Raw genomic sequence first — 16,982 nt, 5'->3', positions numbered from 1 at the left:
GCATTATGCGTATTGAGTCTTGTAGCGTCAACAATTTTTTTGCCGTTTTTCGCCTTAAAACGCCTGTTTGTCTGGCTTGTAACCAGGCTGGTGATTTATTCGGCAAATTTCAAAGGTTGTACGATAGATTGCATAAAAAAGGGGCTCGAATGAGCCCCTTATCTTGTTGAGTAAAAACCTTATTTGTACGCGGACTGATGCACGCCAACGGCACGACCTGAAGGGTCATCCATTGATTTAAAGGCTTCATCCCACTCAATCGCTTTAGCAGAAGAGCAGGCCACCGATGGACCGCCCGGCACACACTCAGCAGCGCTGGCGATCGGGAACAACTCTTCAAAGATCTCGCGATACAGATACGCTTCTTTCGAGTTCGGCGTGTTGTACGGGAAGCGGAAGTGCGCAGTCGACAGCTGTTGGTCAGTGATTTGCTTCGCCGCCACTTCTTTCAACGTATCGATCCAGCTGTAGCCAACACCGTCTGAGAACTGCTCTTTCTGGCGCCACGCCACACTTTCTGGCAGATAAGAAGAGAAGCATTCACGCAGGATGTGTTTTTCCATCTTACCGTTGCTGCCGCACAACTTGTCTGCCGGATTGATGCGCATCGCCACGTCGAGGAATTTCTTGTCGAGGAACGGCACACGCGCTTCCACGCCCCATGCGGACATCGCTTTGTTGGCGCGAGCACAGTCAAACATGTGTAGAGCCAGCAGTTTACGCACGTTCTCTTCGTGGAATTCTTTGGCATTTGGCGCTTTATGGAAATAGAGGTAGCCGCCAAAGACTTCATCTGCACCTTCACCGGACAACACCATTTTGATGCCCATCGCTTTGATCTTACGCGACATTAAATACATCGGCGTAGAGGCGCGAATGGTGGTCACATCATAGGTTTCGATGTGGTAAATCACGTCACGAATCGCATCCAGACCTTCCTGCACGGTGAAATGGATTTCGTGGTGCACGGTGCCAAGATGTTCTGCGACCGATTTCGCCGCTTTCAGGTCTGGAGAACCTTCCAGGCCAACCGCGAAGGAGTGCAGCTGCGGCCACCATGCATCGCTTTTATCCGCATCTTCTACGCGTTTGGCAGCAAAGCGTTTGGTCACGGCAGAGATGATGGATGAGTCCAGACCGCCGGACAGCAGCACGCCGTAAGGCACGTCAGACATCAGGTGACTTTTTACGGACTCTTCCAGAGCATGCTTCAATTCGGCGGCATCTGTGGTGTTGTGTTCAACGGCGGAATATTCCATCCAGTCACGCTGCCAGTAACGACGGATTTCACCATCGGCGCTCGACATGTAGCTTCCCGGCGGGAATTCTTTGATGCTGCGGCACACCGGTACCAGTGCTTTCATCTCGGAAGCGACATACAGATTGCCGTGCTCGTCGTTGCCCATATACAGCGGGATAATGCCGATATGGTCGCGGCCAATCAGATATTGTTGCTTCACGCTGTCCCACAGGATGAAGGCGAACATGCCTTGCAGTTCGTCGAGGAAATCAACGCCTTTTTCCTGATACAGCGCGAGGATAACTTCACAGTCAGAACCGGTTTGGAAAGCGTAACGATCGCTCAACGCAGCACGCAGCGCCTGATGGTTGTAAATTTCGCCGTTAACAGCCAGTACGTGGGTGTGGTCAGCGTTATACAGCGGTTGTGCGCCGTTGTTAACGTCAACAATCGACAGACGCTCATGCACCAGAATGGCTTTATCATCTGCATAAACACCTGACCAATCCGGGCCGCGATGACGCATCAGACGAGAAGATTCCAGCGCTTTCTTGCGCAGCTCAATAGGATCGCTTTTCAGATCCAGCACACCAAAAATTGAACACATAACTGACTCCTGATCTCACCTTGTGGCGAAGTTATTTCTACGTTTGTCCGGCAGCCTTGACTGCGTGATGCATAAGAAAATGCGCTAAATGGTGGTGTTAGCGCAAGCAAAATTGCGATTCTTTGATAAAAAGAATGTTGATGGGCAAGTAATATTGAATATTATTCACTTTATGCGTGGTTATTTTAGATGTCATCTAATGAAATGGCCTTTTTGTTCATTTTGTGGTCATGCTGCGAGCGGCAAACTCAGGCTTAACCCCAGAAAAAACAAAAGCCCTGCATGAGCAGGGCTATAAGAAGAGGTGATGACTGGGTTCAGAACAGGTCGATATCGGCAACCGACGGATAAATCCAATCCGGGCGGAAAGGCATGGCATCAATATCACTCAGCGTGGATACGCCAGACAGCACCAGAATGGTTTCCAAACCCGCCTGGAAGCCTGCCAGAATGTCTGTGCGCAAGTTATCGCCGACAATCACCGTCTCTTCCGAATGCGCATGCATCTTGTTTAACGCTGCGCGCATGATGTACGGACTCGGCTTGCCGACATAAAACGGTTTACGGCCGGAAATGGTTTCGATGCCCGCGCAGAGCGCTCCGCACGCCGGAACAAAGCCGCGCGCGTGCGTATCGGGATTGGTGGCGATAAAACGTGCGCCATTGGCCACGAAGAAAGCGGCTTTATGCATCATCTCCCAGTTGAAGGAGCGCGTTTCTCCAACGATGACGAAATCTGGATTGACATCAGTGATGGTGAAGCCGGCTTTATACAGCTCATGAATCAGCGCACCTTCACCGATCACGTAGGCTTTTTTCCCTTCCTGGCGGCGCAGGAAATCGGCGGTCGCCATCGCCGAGGTGTAAAACACTGAATCGGGGACGTCAATGCCAGCGTTGGCAAAACGGTTCGCTAGATCCAGCGCGGTTTGCGAAGGATAGTTGGTCAACACCACCAACGGCATATCCTTCGCCAGAATGCGCTGCAGAAATTCGTTCGCGCCGGGAACGGCGGTATTGTCGTGCATCAACACGCCGTCGATGTCACAGATTACGCTTTTAATCGTCATAAATTGCATCCGGTCGGGCCCGCTAAAAAAGCAGGCTGGTGATTACTCTTCCAGCAGATGTTGCAGCAAAATGCCATTCAGCATAGCGCGTTTTGCCAGCGCAAAGGCGCCAATAGCCGAGCGATGATCGAGCTCGGAACGCACCACCGGCAAGTTTTTACGAAAAGCGGGAAGCGTCTGCGTGTTAATGCACCCTTCAATGGCAGGAAACAGCACTTTATCGGCTTCAGTGATTTCACCGGCTAACACCACTTTTTGTGGATTGAATAAGTTGATGGCGATAGCAATCGCCTTTCCTAAATAGCGGCCGACATATTCAATTACTTCACACGCCAGTGCGTCGCCGTGATTAGCGGCGCGGCAAATCTGCGGCATCAGACAGTCATTCAAGGTTAATGAACTGGGATAGCCTTGGTTCAACAGGTGGCGCACGCGGTTTTCAATCGCACCGTTCGCTGCAATGGTTTCCAGGCAGCCAAAGTTGCCGCAGTGGCAACGTTCACCCAAAGGATCAACCTGAATATGACCAATCTCACCGACGTTACCGTTACTGCCGAGGAAAATGTGGCCGTTGGCGATGATTCCGGCACCGGTTCCGCGATGCAAACGCACCAGAATGGAGTCTGCGCAGTCGCGACTTGCACCGAAGTAGTGCTCGGCCAGCGCCAGGCTGCGAATGTCATGGCCCACAAAGCTGGTGACGTTAAAGCGTTTTTTCAGGCTGGAAACCAGAGGCCAGTGACTTACCGCGATGTGCGGCATATAGCGAATGATGCCGTTAATGGGATCGACCAAACCGGGCAGAATCACTGAAATGGCAATCAGCTCATGAATCTTCCGCTGATGCGCCGCCATAAAGGCGCTGATGGCATTGAACAGCGCATTCTCCAGCGTTTCCTGGGTGCGCTCCGGCAGCGGATAATCTTCCTGCGCCAGCGATTTCCCACTCAGATCAAACAGCGTCAACGTGGCGTCATTACGCCCTAAGCGCACGCCTATAGTATGAAAATGCCGGGTTTCAGTAATGATGGAGATGGCGCGACGCCCACCGGTGGAGGCCTGTTGCTCCACCTCTTTGATGAGGCCGCGCTCGATGAGCTGGCGGGTAATTTTGGTGACACTGGCGGGCGCAAGTTGACTGTGTTCGGCAATCTGAATGCGCGAAATCGGCCCCTGTTGATCGATTAGCCGATAGACGGCTGCACTATTAAGTTGTTTAACAAGATCAACATTTCCTATTTGAGACTGGCCGCCAGTGGTCATTCAATGCTTACTCGCTGAGGACGTTGTCTCCGTTGACGAACGTCTTAGTGATTTGATAATCGCGGGTAAAGACAGTCAGGTTGGCGACTTTTCCTGCTTCGACCGTGCCTAACTGCTTCTCCACACCCATCGCCTGCGCCGGATAGAGCGTCGCCATACGCAGCGCTTCATCAAGAGCGATACCGCAATGTTCAACGCTGTTCTGCACCGCTTCAATCATGGTCAAGGCAGAACCGCTGAGCGTACCGTTCTCGTCAACGCACAGGCCATCGCGATAGTATATTGTTTTGCCTGCAAAAATGAATTGATCAATCGACGCGCCCGCCGGTGCTGTGGCATCCGTCACTAACACCAGTTTGTCGCCTTTAATGCGTTTTGCATTGCGCACATTAGCGTAATGGACATGTAAACCATCCGCAATGATGCCGCAGTATACATCAGGCGAATCAAACAGCGCACCGATCAGACCTGGCTCACGTCCGGCAAAGGTTGGCATAGCATTATAAAGATGCGTGGCAAAACTGACGCCCGCGCTGAAGCCAATTTTTGCTTCTTCATAAGTTGCGTTGGAGTGACCGGCTGAAACAATGATGCCGGCATTGCGCAGCTTCCGAATCACTTCGCTGCCTGCATTTTCAGGTGCCAGCGTGACTTTAGTAATGACATCGGCATTGGCGCACAGGAAATCTACCAGCTCGGCATCCGGCAAACGAATCAGTTCAGGATTGTGCGTGCCTTTCTTGGCTTTATTCAGCCACGGACCTTCCAGATGGAGGCCGATGGCCTGATTCTGATGCTTTTCCAGATAGGCGCGCATGGTTTCGACGGCGCGTTTCATCAGCGCATCGGTGCTGGTAATCAGCGTCGGCAGATAGCTGGTGCAGCCTGACTTCTCGTTGGCGCGCTGCATGATCTCCAGCGTTTCAACGCTCAGTGCATTGATGTCATCGTTGAACTGCACGCCACCGCAGCCGTTGAGCTGCAAATCAATAAAACCAGGAGCGATAAACGCACCAGCCACATCCTGCTGTGCAATTGCCGCGTCCAGGGCATCACGCGGACACACGCGCTCAATCAGGCCATCCGCAATCACAACCGCATGATTGTCCAGTATTTCATGACCGGTAAAAATTCGGCCGTTTACTAATGCGTACATCGTTTCTCTCCCAGCTAAGCCTGCTGCCTGAACGCAGCAGGTTTTGTTACAACGTGTTCTCACACACCTTTCATATTTTCCGCTTCCATTTCGCGGAAATATTTCACGGTTTTCACTTTCAGTTCCATGGTGGCGGGCTCGTCACAGACCACGACAGATTTGGCATGCAGCTGCAGGCAGCTGATGGTCCACATGTGGTTGACGTTACCTTCAACCGCCGCCTGCAGCGCTTGCGCTTTCAGATGGCCGGTAACCAGAATCATCACTTCTTCGGCATCCAGCAGCGTACCGACACCGACCGTCAGGGCGTATTTCGGCACCTGATCCACATCACCGTTAAAGAAACGTGAGTTTGCGATGCGCGTGTCGTGCGTCAGGGTTTTGATGCGTGTACGTGAGGAGAGTGAAGAAGCCGGTTCGTTGAAGGCGATGTGACCGTCGTTGCCCACGCCGCCCATAAACAGGTTAATTTTGCCGTAAGCGCGGATCTTCTCTTCGTATTGACGACATTCTGCGTCAATATCTTCGGCATTGCCATTCAGAAGATTGATATTTTTCGGTTGAATATCAACATGATCGAAAAAGTTACGGTACATAAAGCTGTGGTAACTTTCCGGATGCTCTTTTGGCAGGCCAACGTACTCATCCATATTGAAGGTGACAACGTGCTCGAAACTAACCTGGCCCGCTTTGTGCATGTCAATCAGGTGCTTGTACGCTTCCAGTGGTGTTCCACCGGTTGGCAGACCCAGCACGAAAGGACGTTCTGCGCTAGGCTTAAACGCATTAATGCGGTTAACAATGTGGCGTGCAGCCCATTTACCCACTTGGGTCGGTGTGGCCAACGGGATCAGTCTCATGTCTTCACCTCAATTAAGATTGGAAATGTGGAGTTGCCGTTTCTCTGACAGTTTTCTGCTTTAAGCGTAATGCGTTTAAGCGTAGCCATCCGGGAAAAGTGCGACTCGATATTTTTCATCATAAAATAAGTTTGTGGTGCTGGCTAGCATTTCGCATTATCAAACCACCATTTTGGTGATTAAAGTCACAGTTGTAGTGGTTTTAATTTGCGAGGCGAATTAATTTGTCTTTACACTGCGCCTCGTGGTGAAAAGTGTCATCAAGGTACCGGGCGACAGGATAATAAAATCAACCTGCGTCACGGCAAAACGCCAGTCTCATAGGGGGAGAATAAGGTGAGTGTATTAGGATATCTGCAAAAGGTCGGCCGCGCGCTTATGGTGCCAGTAGCGACTCTGCCGGCAGCGGCAATCTTGATGGGTGTTGGATATTGGATCGATCCAGATAGCTGGGGCGCAGGTAATGCGCTGGCGGCACTGCTGATCAAATCCGGTTCGGCGATCATCGACAACATGTCCGTGCTGTTTGCCATTGGTGTGGCATACGGTATGTCAAAAGATAAAGATGGTGCAGCAGCGTTAACCGGCTTCGTCGGCTTCCTGGTGGTGACCACACTCTGTTCACCGGCTGCGGTAGCGATGATTCAGAAAATACCGGTGGAGCAAGTGCCTGCCGCCTTCGGTAAAATCAATAACCAGTTTGTTGGTATCCTGGTGGGTATTCTCTCTGCTGAGGTTTATAACCGCTTCAGCCATGTTGAGCTGCCAAAAGCGCTGTCATTCTTCAGCGGCCGCCGTCTGGTGCCGATCCTTGTCTCCTTCCTGATGATCGTCGTCGCCTTCGTACTGATGTACATCTGGCCGATCATTTTCGGTGGACTGGTAAGCTTTGGTGAGCACATCCAAAAAATGGGTTCAATCGGTGCGGGCGTCTATGCCTTCTTTAACCGTCTGCTGATTCCTGTTGGCCTGCATCACGCACTGAACTCGGTATTCTGGTTCGACGTTGCTGGCATTAACGATATTCCTAAATTCCTCGGCGGCGCGCAGTCTATCGCTGAAGGTACCGGTATCCCAGGCATCACCGGTCGTTATCAGGCGGGCTTCTTCCCAATCATGATGTTCGGTCTCCCAGGTGCAGCGCTGGCAATTTACCACTGCGCACGCCCAGAAAACCGCGCCAAAGTCGGCGGTATCATGCTGGCGGCGGCTTTTGCAGCCTTCTTTACCGGTATCACCGAACCGCTGGAATTCTCCTTCATGTTCGTGGCGCCGGTGCTGTATGTGATTCACGCGGCACTGACAGGTCTTTCTGTGTTCATCGCCGCGAGCATGCAGTGGATTGCCGGTTTCGGCTTCAGTGCGGGTCTGGTGGATATGGTGCTGTCAACGCGAAACCCGCTGGCGGTCCACTGGTGGATGCTGATCCCACAAGGTTTGGTGTTCTTCGTTATCTACTACGCGGTGTTCCGCTTCACCATCCAGAAATTTAACCTGATGACGCCGGGCCGCGAACTCTCTGCGGGCGATGAAACTGATGGTTATGACGTCAATGTCGATAACAGCGGCAACGGTGAAAGCCAAACTGAATCGCTGGCACGTCGTTACATTGCGGCGGTGGGGGGCTCAGAAAACCTGACCCACATCGATGCCTGTATCACTCGTCTGCGTTTGAACGTTAAAGATTCTGCGCAGGTTAATGAAGGTGTGGCTAAGCGTCTCGGTGCTTCCGGTGTGATTCGTCTGAACAAACAAAGCGTGCAGGTCATCGTCGGTACTCAGGCGGAAAGCATTGCGATGGCAATGAAAACTGTCCTGAGCAAAGGTCCGGTTGCGGCATCTGCTGCCGCGTCAACGGCTGCGCCTGCTGCGGCTGTGAAACCACAGGCGGTGCTAAACAGCGAAAAAGCTGTGATTGCTACGCTGCTGGCACCAGTAACCGGTGACATTGTTGCGCTGGAAAATGTGCCTGACGAAGCGTTCGCCAGTAAGGCAGTCGGCGATGGTCTGGCGATCAAACCAACCGGTAAAACTGTGGTTGCGCCAACCGCCGGAACCGTAGTGAAAATCTTCAATACTAACCATGCGTTCTGCCTCGAAGCGGAAAACGGTGTCGAGATCGTCGTGCACATGGGGCTGGATACGGTGGCACTGGAAGGTAAAGGCTTCACGCGTCTGGTTGAAGAGGGCACAACGGTCACTGCAGGTCAGCCAATCCTGGAAATGGATTTAGACTTCCTCAATGCCAACGCCCGCTCGATGATCAGTCCGGTTGTGGTCAGCAACAGCGATGATTTCGCTGGTCTGAATTTACTGGCAACCGGTTCAGTGGTTGCAGGCCAAACCCCGCTGTACGAGGTTAAAGGCTAAGTCCTTGTGATTGAGCCAGAAGGCAGGAAGCGATTCCTGCCTTTTTTGTTTTAAAACGACCAACAAACGGTTGTTTCCCTCCTGTGCTTTGTGGATCATACTCCGTTACTTCGTGGTACAAATCACCCGTTATAGTTTTTGAGGATTTTGAGATGAGTGAGGCTGAAGCCCGCCCAACGAACTTTATTCGTCAGATCATCGACGAAGATTTGGCGAGCGGTAAGCACAACAGTGTGCATACCCGTTTCCCGCCTGAGCCCAATGGTTATCTGCATATTGGCCATGCGAAATCTATCTGCCTGAACTTTGGTATCGCGCAAGACTACCAAGGTCAGTGCAATCTGCGTTTCGACGACACTAACCCAGTAAAAGAAGATCTGGAGTTTGTTGAATCCATTAAGCGTGATGTGCAATGGCTGGGCTTTGAGTGGAGCGGCAACATTCGTTACTCCTCAGACTACTTCGACCAACTGTTCAACTATGCGGTTGAGCTGATCAACAAAGGCCTGGCCTATGTTGATGAACTGTCAGCAGATGAGATCCGTGAATATCGCGGTTCCCTGACGGCACCGGGCAAAAACAGTCCGTATCGCGATCGCAGCGTGGAAGAGAACTTAGCGCTGTTCCAGAAGATGCGCGATGGCGGTTTCGAAGAGGGCAAAGCCTGTCTGCGTGCCAAAATCGACATGGCGTCCAGTTTCATCGTGATGCGTGATCCAGTGCTGTATCGCATTAAGTTTGCCGATCACCATCAGACTGGCAGCAAGTGGTGCATCTATCCGATGTACGACTTCACCCATTGCATTTCGGATGCGATTGAAGGCATTACGCACTCACTCTGTACGCTGGAGTTCCAGGACAACCGTCGTCTGTACGATTGGGTGCTGGATAACATCACCATTCCGGTTCATCCACGGCAGTACGAATTTTCACGCCTGAATCTGGAATACGCGGTGATGTCGAAGCGTAAACTGACTCAGCTGGTGAGCGAGAAGGTTGTCGAAGGCTGGGACGATCCGCGCATGCTGACCGTATCTGGTCTGCGTCGTCGTGGTTACAGCGCCGCTTCCATCCGTGAATTCTGCCGCCGTATTGGTGTGACCAAACAGGACAATATCGTGGAGATGGCTTCACTGGAATCGTGCATTCGTGACGATCTTAATGAAAACGCACCGCGTGCGATGGCCGTAATGGATCCGCTTAAAGTGGTGATCGAGAACCTGCCTGCCGGTCACGAAGAGATCATCAGCATGCCGAATCATCCGAATAAACCGGAGATGGGCACGCGTGAAGTGCCATTCAGTCGTGAAGTGTGGATTGATCGCGCGGATTTCCGTGAAGAAGCCAACAAGCAGTACAAACGTCTGGTACTGGGCAAAGAAGTGCGTCTGCGTAATGCATACGTGATCCGTGCCGAGCGAGTAGCGAAGGATGATGAGGGCAATATCACTTGCATCTATTGTACCTGCGACGTTGATACGCTGAGCAAAGATCCGGCCGATGGCCGCAAAGTGAAAGGCGTTATCCATTGGGTTTCTGCGATTCACGCGCTGCCAGCGGAATTCCGCCTGTACGATCGTCTTTTCAGTGTGCCAAATCCGGGCGCGGCGGAGGATTTCCTCACCACCATCAACCCGAACTCACTGGAAATCAAACAGGGCTTCGTGGAGCCAGGTTTGCGTGCAGCCGATCCAATGGCGCCGTACCAGTTTGAACGTGAAGGCTATTTCTGTGCGGATAGCGTCTATTCACAGCCATCCAAGCTGGTGTTTAACCGCACCGTTGGTTTACGTGATACCTGGGCAAAAATCGGCGATTAATATTTTTTGTCGCTAGCACGATATGATCATGAAAGGGCGAGCAATCGCCCTTTTTTATTGTCTCGATTTAACCAGATACGACCTTTTATGCTGCTCCCTGCAATTAGCCATTAATTCCTTATTTGCGACTATTCTGACTTTAGCAAAATTAAACCATTTGCCAGTGTGAAAAACTTTTTTTCAGGTAGGCTATGCGCTCTCAGCCGTTGCTCTGCGGGTAATCAAAGGATAAAAAATGACAAGTCTCGCCCTGGAAGCCAAACATAGCGTGGTGGTTTTACATCAGCTTATCGAACGTATTTTTAATCAGGCAGAAGGCAGTGATGACAGCATTGATCTGTTCTTGTCGTACTTTCATCCCGACTTCAAAATGGTCACGCCACAGGGTAAACAGCTTGATCTTAATGAGATGGAAACACTGTTTCGCCAGTTGCAGGGACAGCGTGAAGGGATGCGAATTGCCACCAGTGAGCACGCCATCATTTCGCAGCAAAGTGAGGAAGTCACGATTCAGTATCGTGAATTGCAGATGATGAATGGCATCAATCAGAGCCGCATTTCTCTTGCGGTGCTGGATTGCAGCACCGCCATTCCGCGCTGGCGCTACTTGCAGGAAACGCTCGTTGCCTGATTTCAGATATAAAAAAACCGGCTTAAGCCGGTTTTTTTATACTGCATAGCACACTCAATTACTTATCGTGGAGCGTATCGTCTTCGCGGCAGTCTCCCAGAGCACAGTGACCATACAGGTACAGGCTGTGGTTGCTAAGCTTGATGCCGTGGCGAGTAGCAATTTCACGCTGACGCGTTTCGATTGATTCATCGCTGAATTCGATAACTTTGCCACAATCCAGGCAGATCAAATGATCGTGATGATGTTGCTGAGTCAGTTCGAAGACAGACTTACCGCCTTCAAAGTTATGACGGGTTACGATGCCCGCGTCGTCAAACTGGTTAAGAACGCGATAAACCGTTGCCAGACCAATCTCTTCGCCCATATCGATCAGGCGCTTATACAAATCTTCCGCACTGACGTGATGGGACTCGGGGCCGGGTCCCTGAAGCACTTCCAGAATTTTCAGTCTGGGTAGCGTGACTTTCAGGCCAGCCTTCTTCAATGCGGAGTTGTTGTCAGTCATGCGGATATTGTCCTGTTACTTTGCTAGTCACTTGCGGCGCAGGGGCCTTGAATGTTTAGGTCAACGCGCATTCTCATTTGCGTCTCATTATAGAACTCAAGCAGTGAAATGAAAACCAAGGCAACGTCCTTAATCACCAAAGGTTGTAAGGATAACGTCACTAATGTCTTCAGGACGCTTGGGTTTTGGATTCCATTTCACTCAGCCTCATTCTACTGCCAGAGGAATAAGCGGATGACCATTGCGGGTATTCTACAGATTTGCGGGGAAAAGTTAAAAAACCGTAGCTATTATTTTTATAGGTAATTCCGTTGCCCGATGTGAGGCAGCGCGCACATCGGGCAGAGGAGGGAATTAAGCTTCAATAATCTCTTTCAGCTGCAACTCGTCGAAGATCTGCTTCACCCATTTATCAACACGTTCGTTGGTCAATTCTGGTTGACGATCTTCATCAATTGCCAGACCGAGGAAGTTTTTGTCATCGGCGAGGCCTTTAGAGGCTTCGAAGTGATAGCCTTCGGTTGGCCAGTGACCCACAATCACCGCACCGTTAGGCTCGATGATGTCACGGATGGTGCCCATCGCGTCACAGAAGTATTCGGCGTAATCTTCCTGATCGCCACAACCAAACAGCGCTACCAGCTTGCCATTGAAATCAATCTCTTCCAGCGTCGGGAAGAAATCATCCCAGTCGCACTGCGCTTCGCCGTAATACCAGGTTGGAATGCCCAGCAGCAGGATGTCGAACGCATCGAGATCTTCTTTGGTGCTCTTAGCAATGTCATGCACTTCGGCGACATCTTTACCCAGTTGTTTCTGGATCATCTTTGCAATGTTTTCAGTGTTGCCGGTATCGCTGCCGAAGAAAATGCCTACGATTGCCATGGGTTAGGTAACCTCTTGAATCCTGATTGTGAAAGTAAGTCAGTTGACTGCACAGTTATGCGAATAATAGCAGACCGGTAAAAAGTGCGGAACTTGTAAAGCCGTGACTTTGTGTTCCAGCGTGCGGTCTTCGCGCGTTAAGACAGTTTGAGCTGTGCCAGCAGCATTTGTTCAATCAATTCGCTGCGACTGATGTTTTGCTGATCGGCCAGCGTGCTGAGCGCGTCAACCGCCTCGCTCGACATCTTCAGCTCAACACGACGCAGCCCACGCACTTTATCGCGCTTGAGCTGGTTGCGTTTGTTGATGCGTAACTGTTCATCACGCGTCAGCGGGCTGGTTTTCGGGCGACCAGGACGCCGCTCGTCTGCGAAGAGATCAAGCGTCGTGCGGTCTGTCTGTTCTTTTGCCATGGTTTGTAAAACTGAGTGGGCGCGAACGGCGGAAAGGCGCTGCGCGATTAAAACATTATCGGCCCGACCACGGTGAAAAAATATCCGTGGCAAATTTTTAGCGCGACATCATACTCCAGCGCCTTCCCTGACGCCAACCCTAAAGCGCAAGCGGCAAGCTTTTGCTTTTACAGGTTAAAAAAACGCCGAACGGCGCGTAACACCGCATCGGGTTTCTCGGCGTGCACCCAATGTCCAGCGCCGCTGATCACATGTGCATGCGCCTGCGGGAACTGACGCAGCAGCGCATCGCGATGCTGATTATCCAGATAAGGCGAGTCGCCGCCGCGGATAAACAGTGCCGGATGCGGCCACGCAGGAATCTCTTCCCAGCCGGAAATGGTGCTGTAGTTATCCCACAGCACCGGCACATTAAAGCGCCATTCGCCCTCTGCGAAAGATTTGAGGATGAACTGGATCACGCCTTCTTCATCAATATGCTGACGCATTACTTCAGCGGCTTCGCTGCGGCGCGTGACGCCCGCGGCGCTCACGGCCCGAATAGCGGCAAAAATTTCGTCATGGCGGCGCGTTTGGTAATCAACGGGCGCGATATCGATCATCACCATTTTTTCGATACGTTCCGGCGCGATGGCACTGAGCGCCATGGCGATTTTGCCGCCCATCGAGTGTCCTATCACACCCGCGCGATCGATATGGTGCGCATCCAGCGTTTCGACGATGTCCTGCGCCATCACGTGATAATTCATCTCATCGCTGCGTGCCGACAAGCCGTGGTTGCGCACATCAACCTGCAGCGTCGGACGTGCGTCACGCACCCCACGCGCCAGCACGCCAAGGTTATCAAGGCTGCCAAAAAGACCATGGATCAATAGAATCGGTGTGGCGTCGGGGGCAGATTGTTCAGTTTGCAGACGGGCGTTCAAAATCATGGCTAAAGTTCTTACGGTTGTGACCTTGGCTTAGGTTATCATGGATTCACCTGTCCAGCAGTCAGGCCGGAAGGCATTAGGGCATATTCCGACTTTTGCCTGGAAACGTTGCCAACGCTATCGGCTGCCACGGATTTAACTTTATAATCCTTATGTTAGAACCCGCTCACGTTTTGCACGACTGGATTTTGCTAAGGCCGTTGCATTAATGCGTGGTTCTGTCATTTGCCAGAATCGTACGGAAAAAGATGAAAACGATTGAAGTTGACGAAGAACTCTACCGTTATATTGCCAGCCACACGCAGCACATTGGTGAAAGCGCCTCTGATATTTTGCGCCGCATGTTGAAGTTCACCGCTGGACAGGGCGCACCTGCTGCGCCTGCCGCTGGTGTATCAGTGAAAGAAGCGCAACCTGCCAGCCGCGAAGCGCGTCCTCAGGATCGCGTCCGTGCGGTACGTGAGCTGCTGCTCTCCGATGAATATGCCGAGCAGAATAAGGCGGTTAACCGCTTCATGTTGGTACTGTCAACGCTCTATCGTCTTGATCCGGCGGCGTTTGCTGAAGCGACTGCCTCGCTGCAGGGCCGTACCCGCGTCTACTTTGCGGGCGACGAGCACACGCTGCTGCAAAATGGCACCCATACCAAGCCGAAGCACGTTCCCGGCACGCCGTACTGGGTGATCACGAATACCAATACAGGTCGCAAATGCAGCATGGTGGAACACATCATGCTGGCTATGCAGTTCCCACAGGAACTGACAGAGAAAGTTCGCGGCACCATTTAACTGAAGCGTCAGGGAGAAGCGCCAATGGCCAATCACCCCCGTGCCGGGCAGCCTGCCCAGCAGAGCGATTTGATTAACGTTGCACAATTAACCTCGCAGTATTACGTCCTGAAGCCCGATGTGGCGAATCCGGATCATGCGGTGAAATTTGGCACTTCAGGCCACCGCGGCAGCGCGGGACGCCAAAGCTTCAACGAACAGCACATTTTGGCGATCGCGCAGGCGATTGCTGAAGAGCGCAAAAAGAATGGCATCACCGGTCCATGCTACGTCGGTAAAGACACGCATGCGCTGTCTGAGCCGGCGATTCTGTCGGTGCTGGAAGTGCTGGCCGCTAACGGCGTGGACGTGATTGTGCAGCAGGACAACGGCTATACGCCAACGCCTGCTATCTCTAATGCGATTCTTGAGCACAACAAACGCGGCGGCGCGCAGGCGGACGGCATTGTTATCACGCCTTCGCACAACCCACCGGAAGATGGCGGTATTAAATATAATCCGCCAAACGGTGGCCCGGCTGATACCAACGTCACCAAAGTGGTGGAAGATCGCGCTAACCAGCTGATCAAAGGCGAGCTGAAAGACGTGAAACGTCTGCCGCTGGATCAGGCATGGGCGAGCGGTCACATCGTTGAGCAGGATCTGATCCAGCCGTATGTTGAAGGTCTGGCGCAGGTGATTGACTTCGCCGCCATCCAGAAAGCCGGCCTGAAAATTGGCGTCGATCCATTAGGCGGCTCCGGTATTGCTTACTGGCAGCGCATTGCTGAGCACTACAAGCTGGATCTGACCATCGTTAACGATGCGATCGACCAGACTTTCCGCTTCATGCATCTGGATAAAGATGGTGTGGTGCGTATGGACTGCTCATCTGAATGCGCGATGGCCGGCTTGCTGGCATACAAAGACAAATTCGACCTGGCCTTTGGTAACGATCCCGATTACGACCGCCATGGCATCGTCACGCCTGCGGGTCTGATGAATCCGAACCACTATCTGGCGGTGGCGATCAACTACCTGTTCCAGCATCGTCCACAGTGGGGCAAAGAGGTTGCTGTTGGTAAAACTCTGGTTTCCAGCGCAATGATCGACCGCGTCGTCAACGACATTGGCCGCAAGCTGGTAGAAGTACCGGTTGGGTTCAAATGGTTCGTTGATGGTCTGTTCGATGGCAGCTTCGGTTTCGGCGGTGAAGAGAGCGCGGGCGCATCCTTCCTGCGTTTCGATGGCTCAGCCTGGTCAACCGATAAAGACGGCATCATTATGTGTCTGCTGGCCGCTGAAATCACCGCGGTCACCGGCAAGAACCCGCAGCAGCATTATGACGAGCTGGCAGAGCGCTTTGGTGCGCCAAGCTATAACCGTCTGCAGGCTCCGGCGACTTCGGCACAGAAAGCGGCGCTGTCTAAGCTGTCACCAGAAATGGTGAGCGCTGATACGCTGGCGGGTGATCCGATCACCGCACGCCTGACTGCCGCGCCGGGTAACGGTGCGTCAATCGGTGGTCTGAAAGTGATGACTGAAAACGGCTGGTTTGCCGCGCGTCCATCAGGTACAGAAGACGCTTACAAAATCTACTGCGAAAGCTTCCTGGGTGCTGAACATCGTCAGCAAATCGAGAAAGAAGCGGTTGAGATTGTTAGCGAAGTACTGAAAAACGCCTGATTGGGCAATTAAGAAAAAGGCCGCTTAGCGGCCTTTTTTTATGGCATAAATCGGTAGCCGATACCGGTTTCGGTCAGCAAATGGCTGGGCTGGGTGGGATTCGCTTCCAGCTTCTGCCGCAAGTGGCCCATATAGATGCGCAAATAGTGGCTGTGCTCCACCGCATTCGGGCCCCAAACCTGATTCAGCAATTGACGCTGAGTCAGCACTTTTCCGGCATTATTCAGCAGTAAGCTCAGCAGACGAAATTCGGTCGGCGTCAAATGCACTTCATGTTGGTTGCGCAGCACGCGGCGCGCCGCCAAATCGACGCTCACTTCGCCAAATGTTACAATCGGTTCAGGCTGGCTGCTTTGATGGCGACGCAGCGCCACACGCACACGCGCCAGCAGTTCACCAATGCCAAACGGCTTGGTGAGGTAATCATCCGCACCGGCATCCAGCGCATCAATCTTATCCTGCTCATCGCTACGCGCAGACAGCACAATCACCGGCATGCTGCTCCACTGGCGCACTTCACGGATAAAGTCATTGCCATCACCATCCGGCAAGCCGAGATCGAGGATCACCAGATCGGGCTTACGCGTTGCCGCTTCAATCAGGCCGCGCTGCAGTTGCTCCGCTTCCACAATTTTCAGGCCTTCGCTCTCCAGCGCCAGGCGCACGAAACGGCGAATCTCTTTTTCATCTTCCACTATCAAGATGGTCGTCACGCTGCCTCCAGCGGCAAAAAAGTTAACGCACCACTTTAGCAATAAAGCAGCCCGGCGTCCG

Annotated in this window: 15 protein-coding genes; 5 read left to right on the top strand and 10 right to left on the bottom strand. The window is 52.3% G+C overall.

Features of this window, described 5'->3' with window-relative positions:
* Window positions 1-179: 179 nt before the first annotated feature.
* From asnB to nagB, 5 genes are all read right to left on the bottom strand, one after another.
* Window positions 180-1,847 carry an asparagine synthase B gene (gene asnB, locus PanJK_RS10705; protein WP_265299562.1) on the bottom strand — a complete coding sequence of 556 codons (1,668 nt, stop codon included), beginning with the start codon at window positions 1,845-1,847 and terminating at the stop codon, window positions 180-182.
* Window positions 1,848-2,164: 317 nt separating this feature from the next.
* Entirely contained in the window at window positions 2,165-2,917 is a 753-nt protein-coding gene (locus PanJK_RS10700; RefSeq protein ID WP_036649098.1) for an HAD-IIA family hydrolase, read from the bottom strand.
* 42 nt (window positions 2,918-2,959) lie between these two features.
* Window positions 2,960-4,180: a DNA-binding transcriptional regulator NagC gene (nagC, locus tag PanJK_RS10695; RefSeq protein WP_137385370.1), complete on the bottom strand. Its 1,221-nt coding sequence runs from the start codon at window positions 4,178-4,180 to the stop codon at window positions 2,960-2,962.
* Between the two features lie 7 nt (window positions 4,181-4,187).
* Complete coding sequence (gene nagA / locus PanJK_RS10690; protein WP_256695916.1) at window positions 4,188-5,336, bottom strand: N-acetylglucosamine-6-phosphate deacetylase; 1,149 nt, start codon at window positions 5,334-5,336, stop codon at window positions 4,188-4,190.
* Between the two features lie 59 nt (window positions 5,337-5,395).
* The gene (nagB, locus tag PanJK_RS10685; RefSeq protein WP_061717380.1) at window positions 5,396-6,196 is read right to left on the bottom strand and encodes a glucosamine-6-phosphate deaminase; all 801 of its coding nucleotides are present in this window, start codon (window positions 6,194-6,196) and stop codon (window positions 5,396-5,398) included.
* Between the two features lie 336 nt (window positions 6,197-6,532).
* Between nagB and nagE the strand changes: the two genes are divergently transcribed.
* The 3 genes from nagE to PanJK_RS10670 all read left to right on the top strand — a co-directional run bounded on the left by nagE (window position 6,533) and on the right by PanJK_RS10670 (window position 11,017).
* On the top strand, window positions 6,533-8,566 hold the full coding sequence (gene nagE / locus PanJK_RS10680) for an N-acetylglucosamine-specific PTS transporter subunit IIBC (protein ID WP_265299561.1): 2,034 nt from the start codon (window positions 6,533-6,535) through the stop codon (window positions 8,564-8,566).
* Window positions 8,567-8,718: 152 nt separating this feature from the next.
* Window positions 8,719-10,386 carry a glutamine--tRNA ligase gene (gene glnS, locus PanJK_RS10675; protein ID WP_256695920.1) on the top strand — a complete coding sequence of 556 codons (1,668 nt, stop codon included), beginning with the start codon at window positions 8,719-8,721 and terminating at the stop codon, window positions 10,384-10,386.
* 235 nt (window positions 10,387-10,621) lie between these two features.
* Entirely contained in the window at window positions 10,622-11,017 is a 396-nt protein-coding gene (locus tag PanJK_RS10670; protein WP_265299560.1) for a hypothetical protein, read from the top strand.
* 58 nt (window positions 11,018-11,075) lie between these two features.
* Here PanJK_RS10670 and fur read toward each other — a convergent pair whose 3' ends face one another.
* The 4 genes from fur to ybfF form a co-directional block, all read right to left on the bottom strand.
* Window positions 11,076-11,525, bottom strand: a complete 450-nt coding sequence (gene fur / locus PanJK_RS10665; RefSeq protein ID WP_007890672.1) for a ferric iron uptake transcriptional regulator — start codon at window positions 11,523-11,525, stop codon at window positions 11,076-11,078.
* A 354-nt stretch (window positions 11,526-11,879) separates the two neighbouring features.
* Window positions 11,880-12,410 carry a flavodoxin FldA gene (gene fldA / locus PanJK_RS10660; protein WP_265299559.1) on the bottom strand — a complete coding sequence of 177 codons (531 nt, stop codon included), beginning with the start codon at window positions 12,408-12,410 and terminating at the stop codon, window positions 11,880-11,882.
* 137 nt (window positions 12,411-12,547) lie between these two features.
* The gene (gene ybfE / locus PanJK_RS10655) at window positions 12,548-12,823 is read right to left on the bottom strand and encodes a LexA regulated protein (RefSeq protein ID WP_007890670.1); all 276 of its coding nucleotides are present in this window, start codon (window positions 12,821-12,823) and stop codon (window positions 12,548-12,550) included.
* 167 nt (window positions 12,824-12,990) lie between these two features.
* On the bottom strand, window positions 12,991-13,755 hold the full coding sequence (gene ybfF, locus PanJK_RS10650; RefSeq protein ID WP_256695921.1) for an esterase: 765 nt from the start codon (window positions 13,753-13,755) through the stop codon (window positions 12,991-12,993).
* A gap of 248 nt (window positions 13,756-14,003) precedes the next feature.
* On the opposite strand from ybfF, the gene seqA reads away from it, so the two are divergent.
* On the top strand, window positions 14,004-14,543 hold the full coding sequence (seqA, locus tag PanJK_RS10645) for a replication initiation negative regulator SeqA (protein ID WP_256695922.1): 540 nt from the start codon (window positions 14,004-14,006) through the stop codon (window positions 14,541-14,543).
* 24 nt (window positions 14,544-14,567) lie between these two features.
* Window positions 14,568-16,208 carry a phosphoglucomutase (alpha-D-glucose-1,6-bisphosphate-dependent) gene (gene pgm / locus PanJK_RS10640; RefSeq protein WP_256695923.1) on the top strand — a complete coding sequence of 547 codons (1,641 nt, stop codon included), beginning with the start codon at window positions 14,568-14,570 and terminating at the stop codon, window positions 16,206-16,208.
* A 38-nt stretch (window positions 16,209-16,246) separates the two neighbouring features.
* On the opposite strand, the gene kdpE is transcribed toward pgm, so the two are convergent.
* A complete protein-coding gene (kdpE, locus tag PanJK_RS10635) occupies window positions 16,247-16,921 on the bottom strand; it encodes a two-component system response regulator KdpE (protein WP_256695924.1) in 675 nt (224 codons plus the stop codon).
* Between the last annotated feature and the right edge of the window lie 61 nt (window positions 16,922-16,982).

Origin of the sequence: Pantoea sp. JK (assembly GCF_026130245.1) — a bacterium.
GTDB lineage: Bacteria > Pseudomonadota > Gammaproteobacteria > Enterobacterales > Enterobacteriaceae > Pantoea > Pantoea trifolii.
Note: the sequence above shows the minus strand (reverse complement) of the source record. Positions and strands in the feature narration are given on the sequence as shown.

What these genes read in the sequence shown, in the direction of transcription:
- asnB (WP_265299562.1), bottom strand. Translation starts at nt 1,847, where the DNA reads ATGTGTTCAATTTTTGGTGTGCTGGATCTGAAAAGCGATCCTATTGAG.
- PanJK_RS10700 (WP_036649098.1), bottom strand. Translation starts at nt 2,917, where the DNA reads ATGACGATTAAAAGCGTAATCTGTGACATCGACGGCGTGTTGATGCAC.
- nagC (WP_137385370.1), bottom strand. Translation starts at nt 4,180, where the DNA reads ATGACCACTGGCGGCCAGTCTCAAATAGGAAATGTTGATCTTGTTAAA.
- nagA (WP_256695916.1), bottom strand. Translation starts at nt 5,336, where the DNA reads ATGTACGCATTAGTAAACGGCCGAATTTTTACCGGTCATGAAATACTG.
- nagB (WP_061717380.1), bottom strand. Translation starts at nt 6,196, where the DNA reads ATGAGACTGATCCCGTTGGCCACACCGACCCAAGTGGGTAAATGGGCT.
- glnS (WP_256695920.1), top strand. Translation starts at nt 8,719, where the DNA reads ATGAGTGAGGCTGAAGCCCGCCCAACGAACTTTATTCGTCAGATCATC.
- PanJK_RS10670 (WP_265299560.1), top strand. Translation starts at nt 10,622, where the DNA reads ATGACAAGTCTCGCCCTGGAAGCCAAACATAGCGTGGTGGTTTTACAT.
- fur (WP_007890672.1), bottom strand. Translation starts at nt 11,525, where the DNA reads ATGACTGACAACAACTCCGCATTGAAGAAGGCTGGCCTGAAAGTCACG.
- fldA (WP_265299559.1), bottom strand. Translation starts at nt 12,410, where the DNA reads ATGGCAATCGTAGGCATTTTCTTCGGCAGCGATACCGGCAACACTGAA.
- ybfE (WP_007890670.1), bottom strand. Translation starts at nt 12,823, where the DNA reads ATGGCAAAAGAACAGACAGACCGCACGACGCTTGATCTCTTCGCAGAC.
- ybfF (WP_256695921.1), bottom strand. Translation starts at nt 13,755, where the DNA reads ATGATTTTGAACGCCCGTCTGCAAACTGAACAATCTGCCCCCGACGCC.
- seqA (WP_256695922.1), top strand. Translation starts at nt 14,004, where the DNA reads ATGAAAACGATTGAAGTTGACGAAGAACTCTACCGTTATATTGCCAGC.
- pgm (WP_256695923.1), top strand. Translation starts at nt 14,568, where the DNA reads ATGGCCAATCACCCCCGTGCCGGGCAGCCTGCCCAGCAGAGCGATTTG.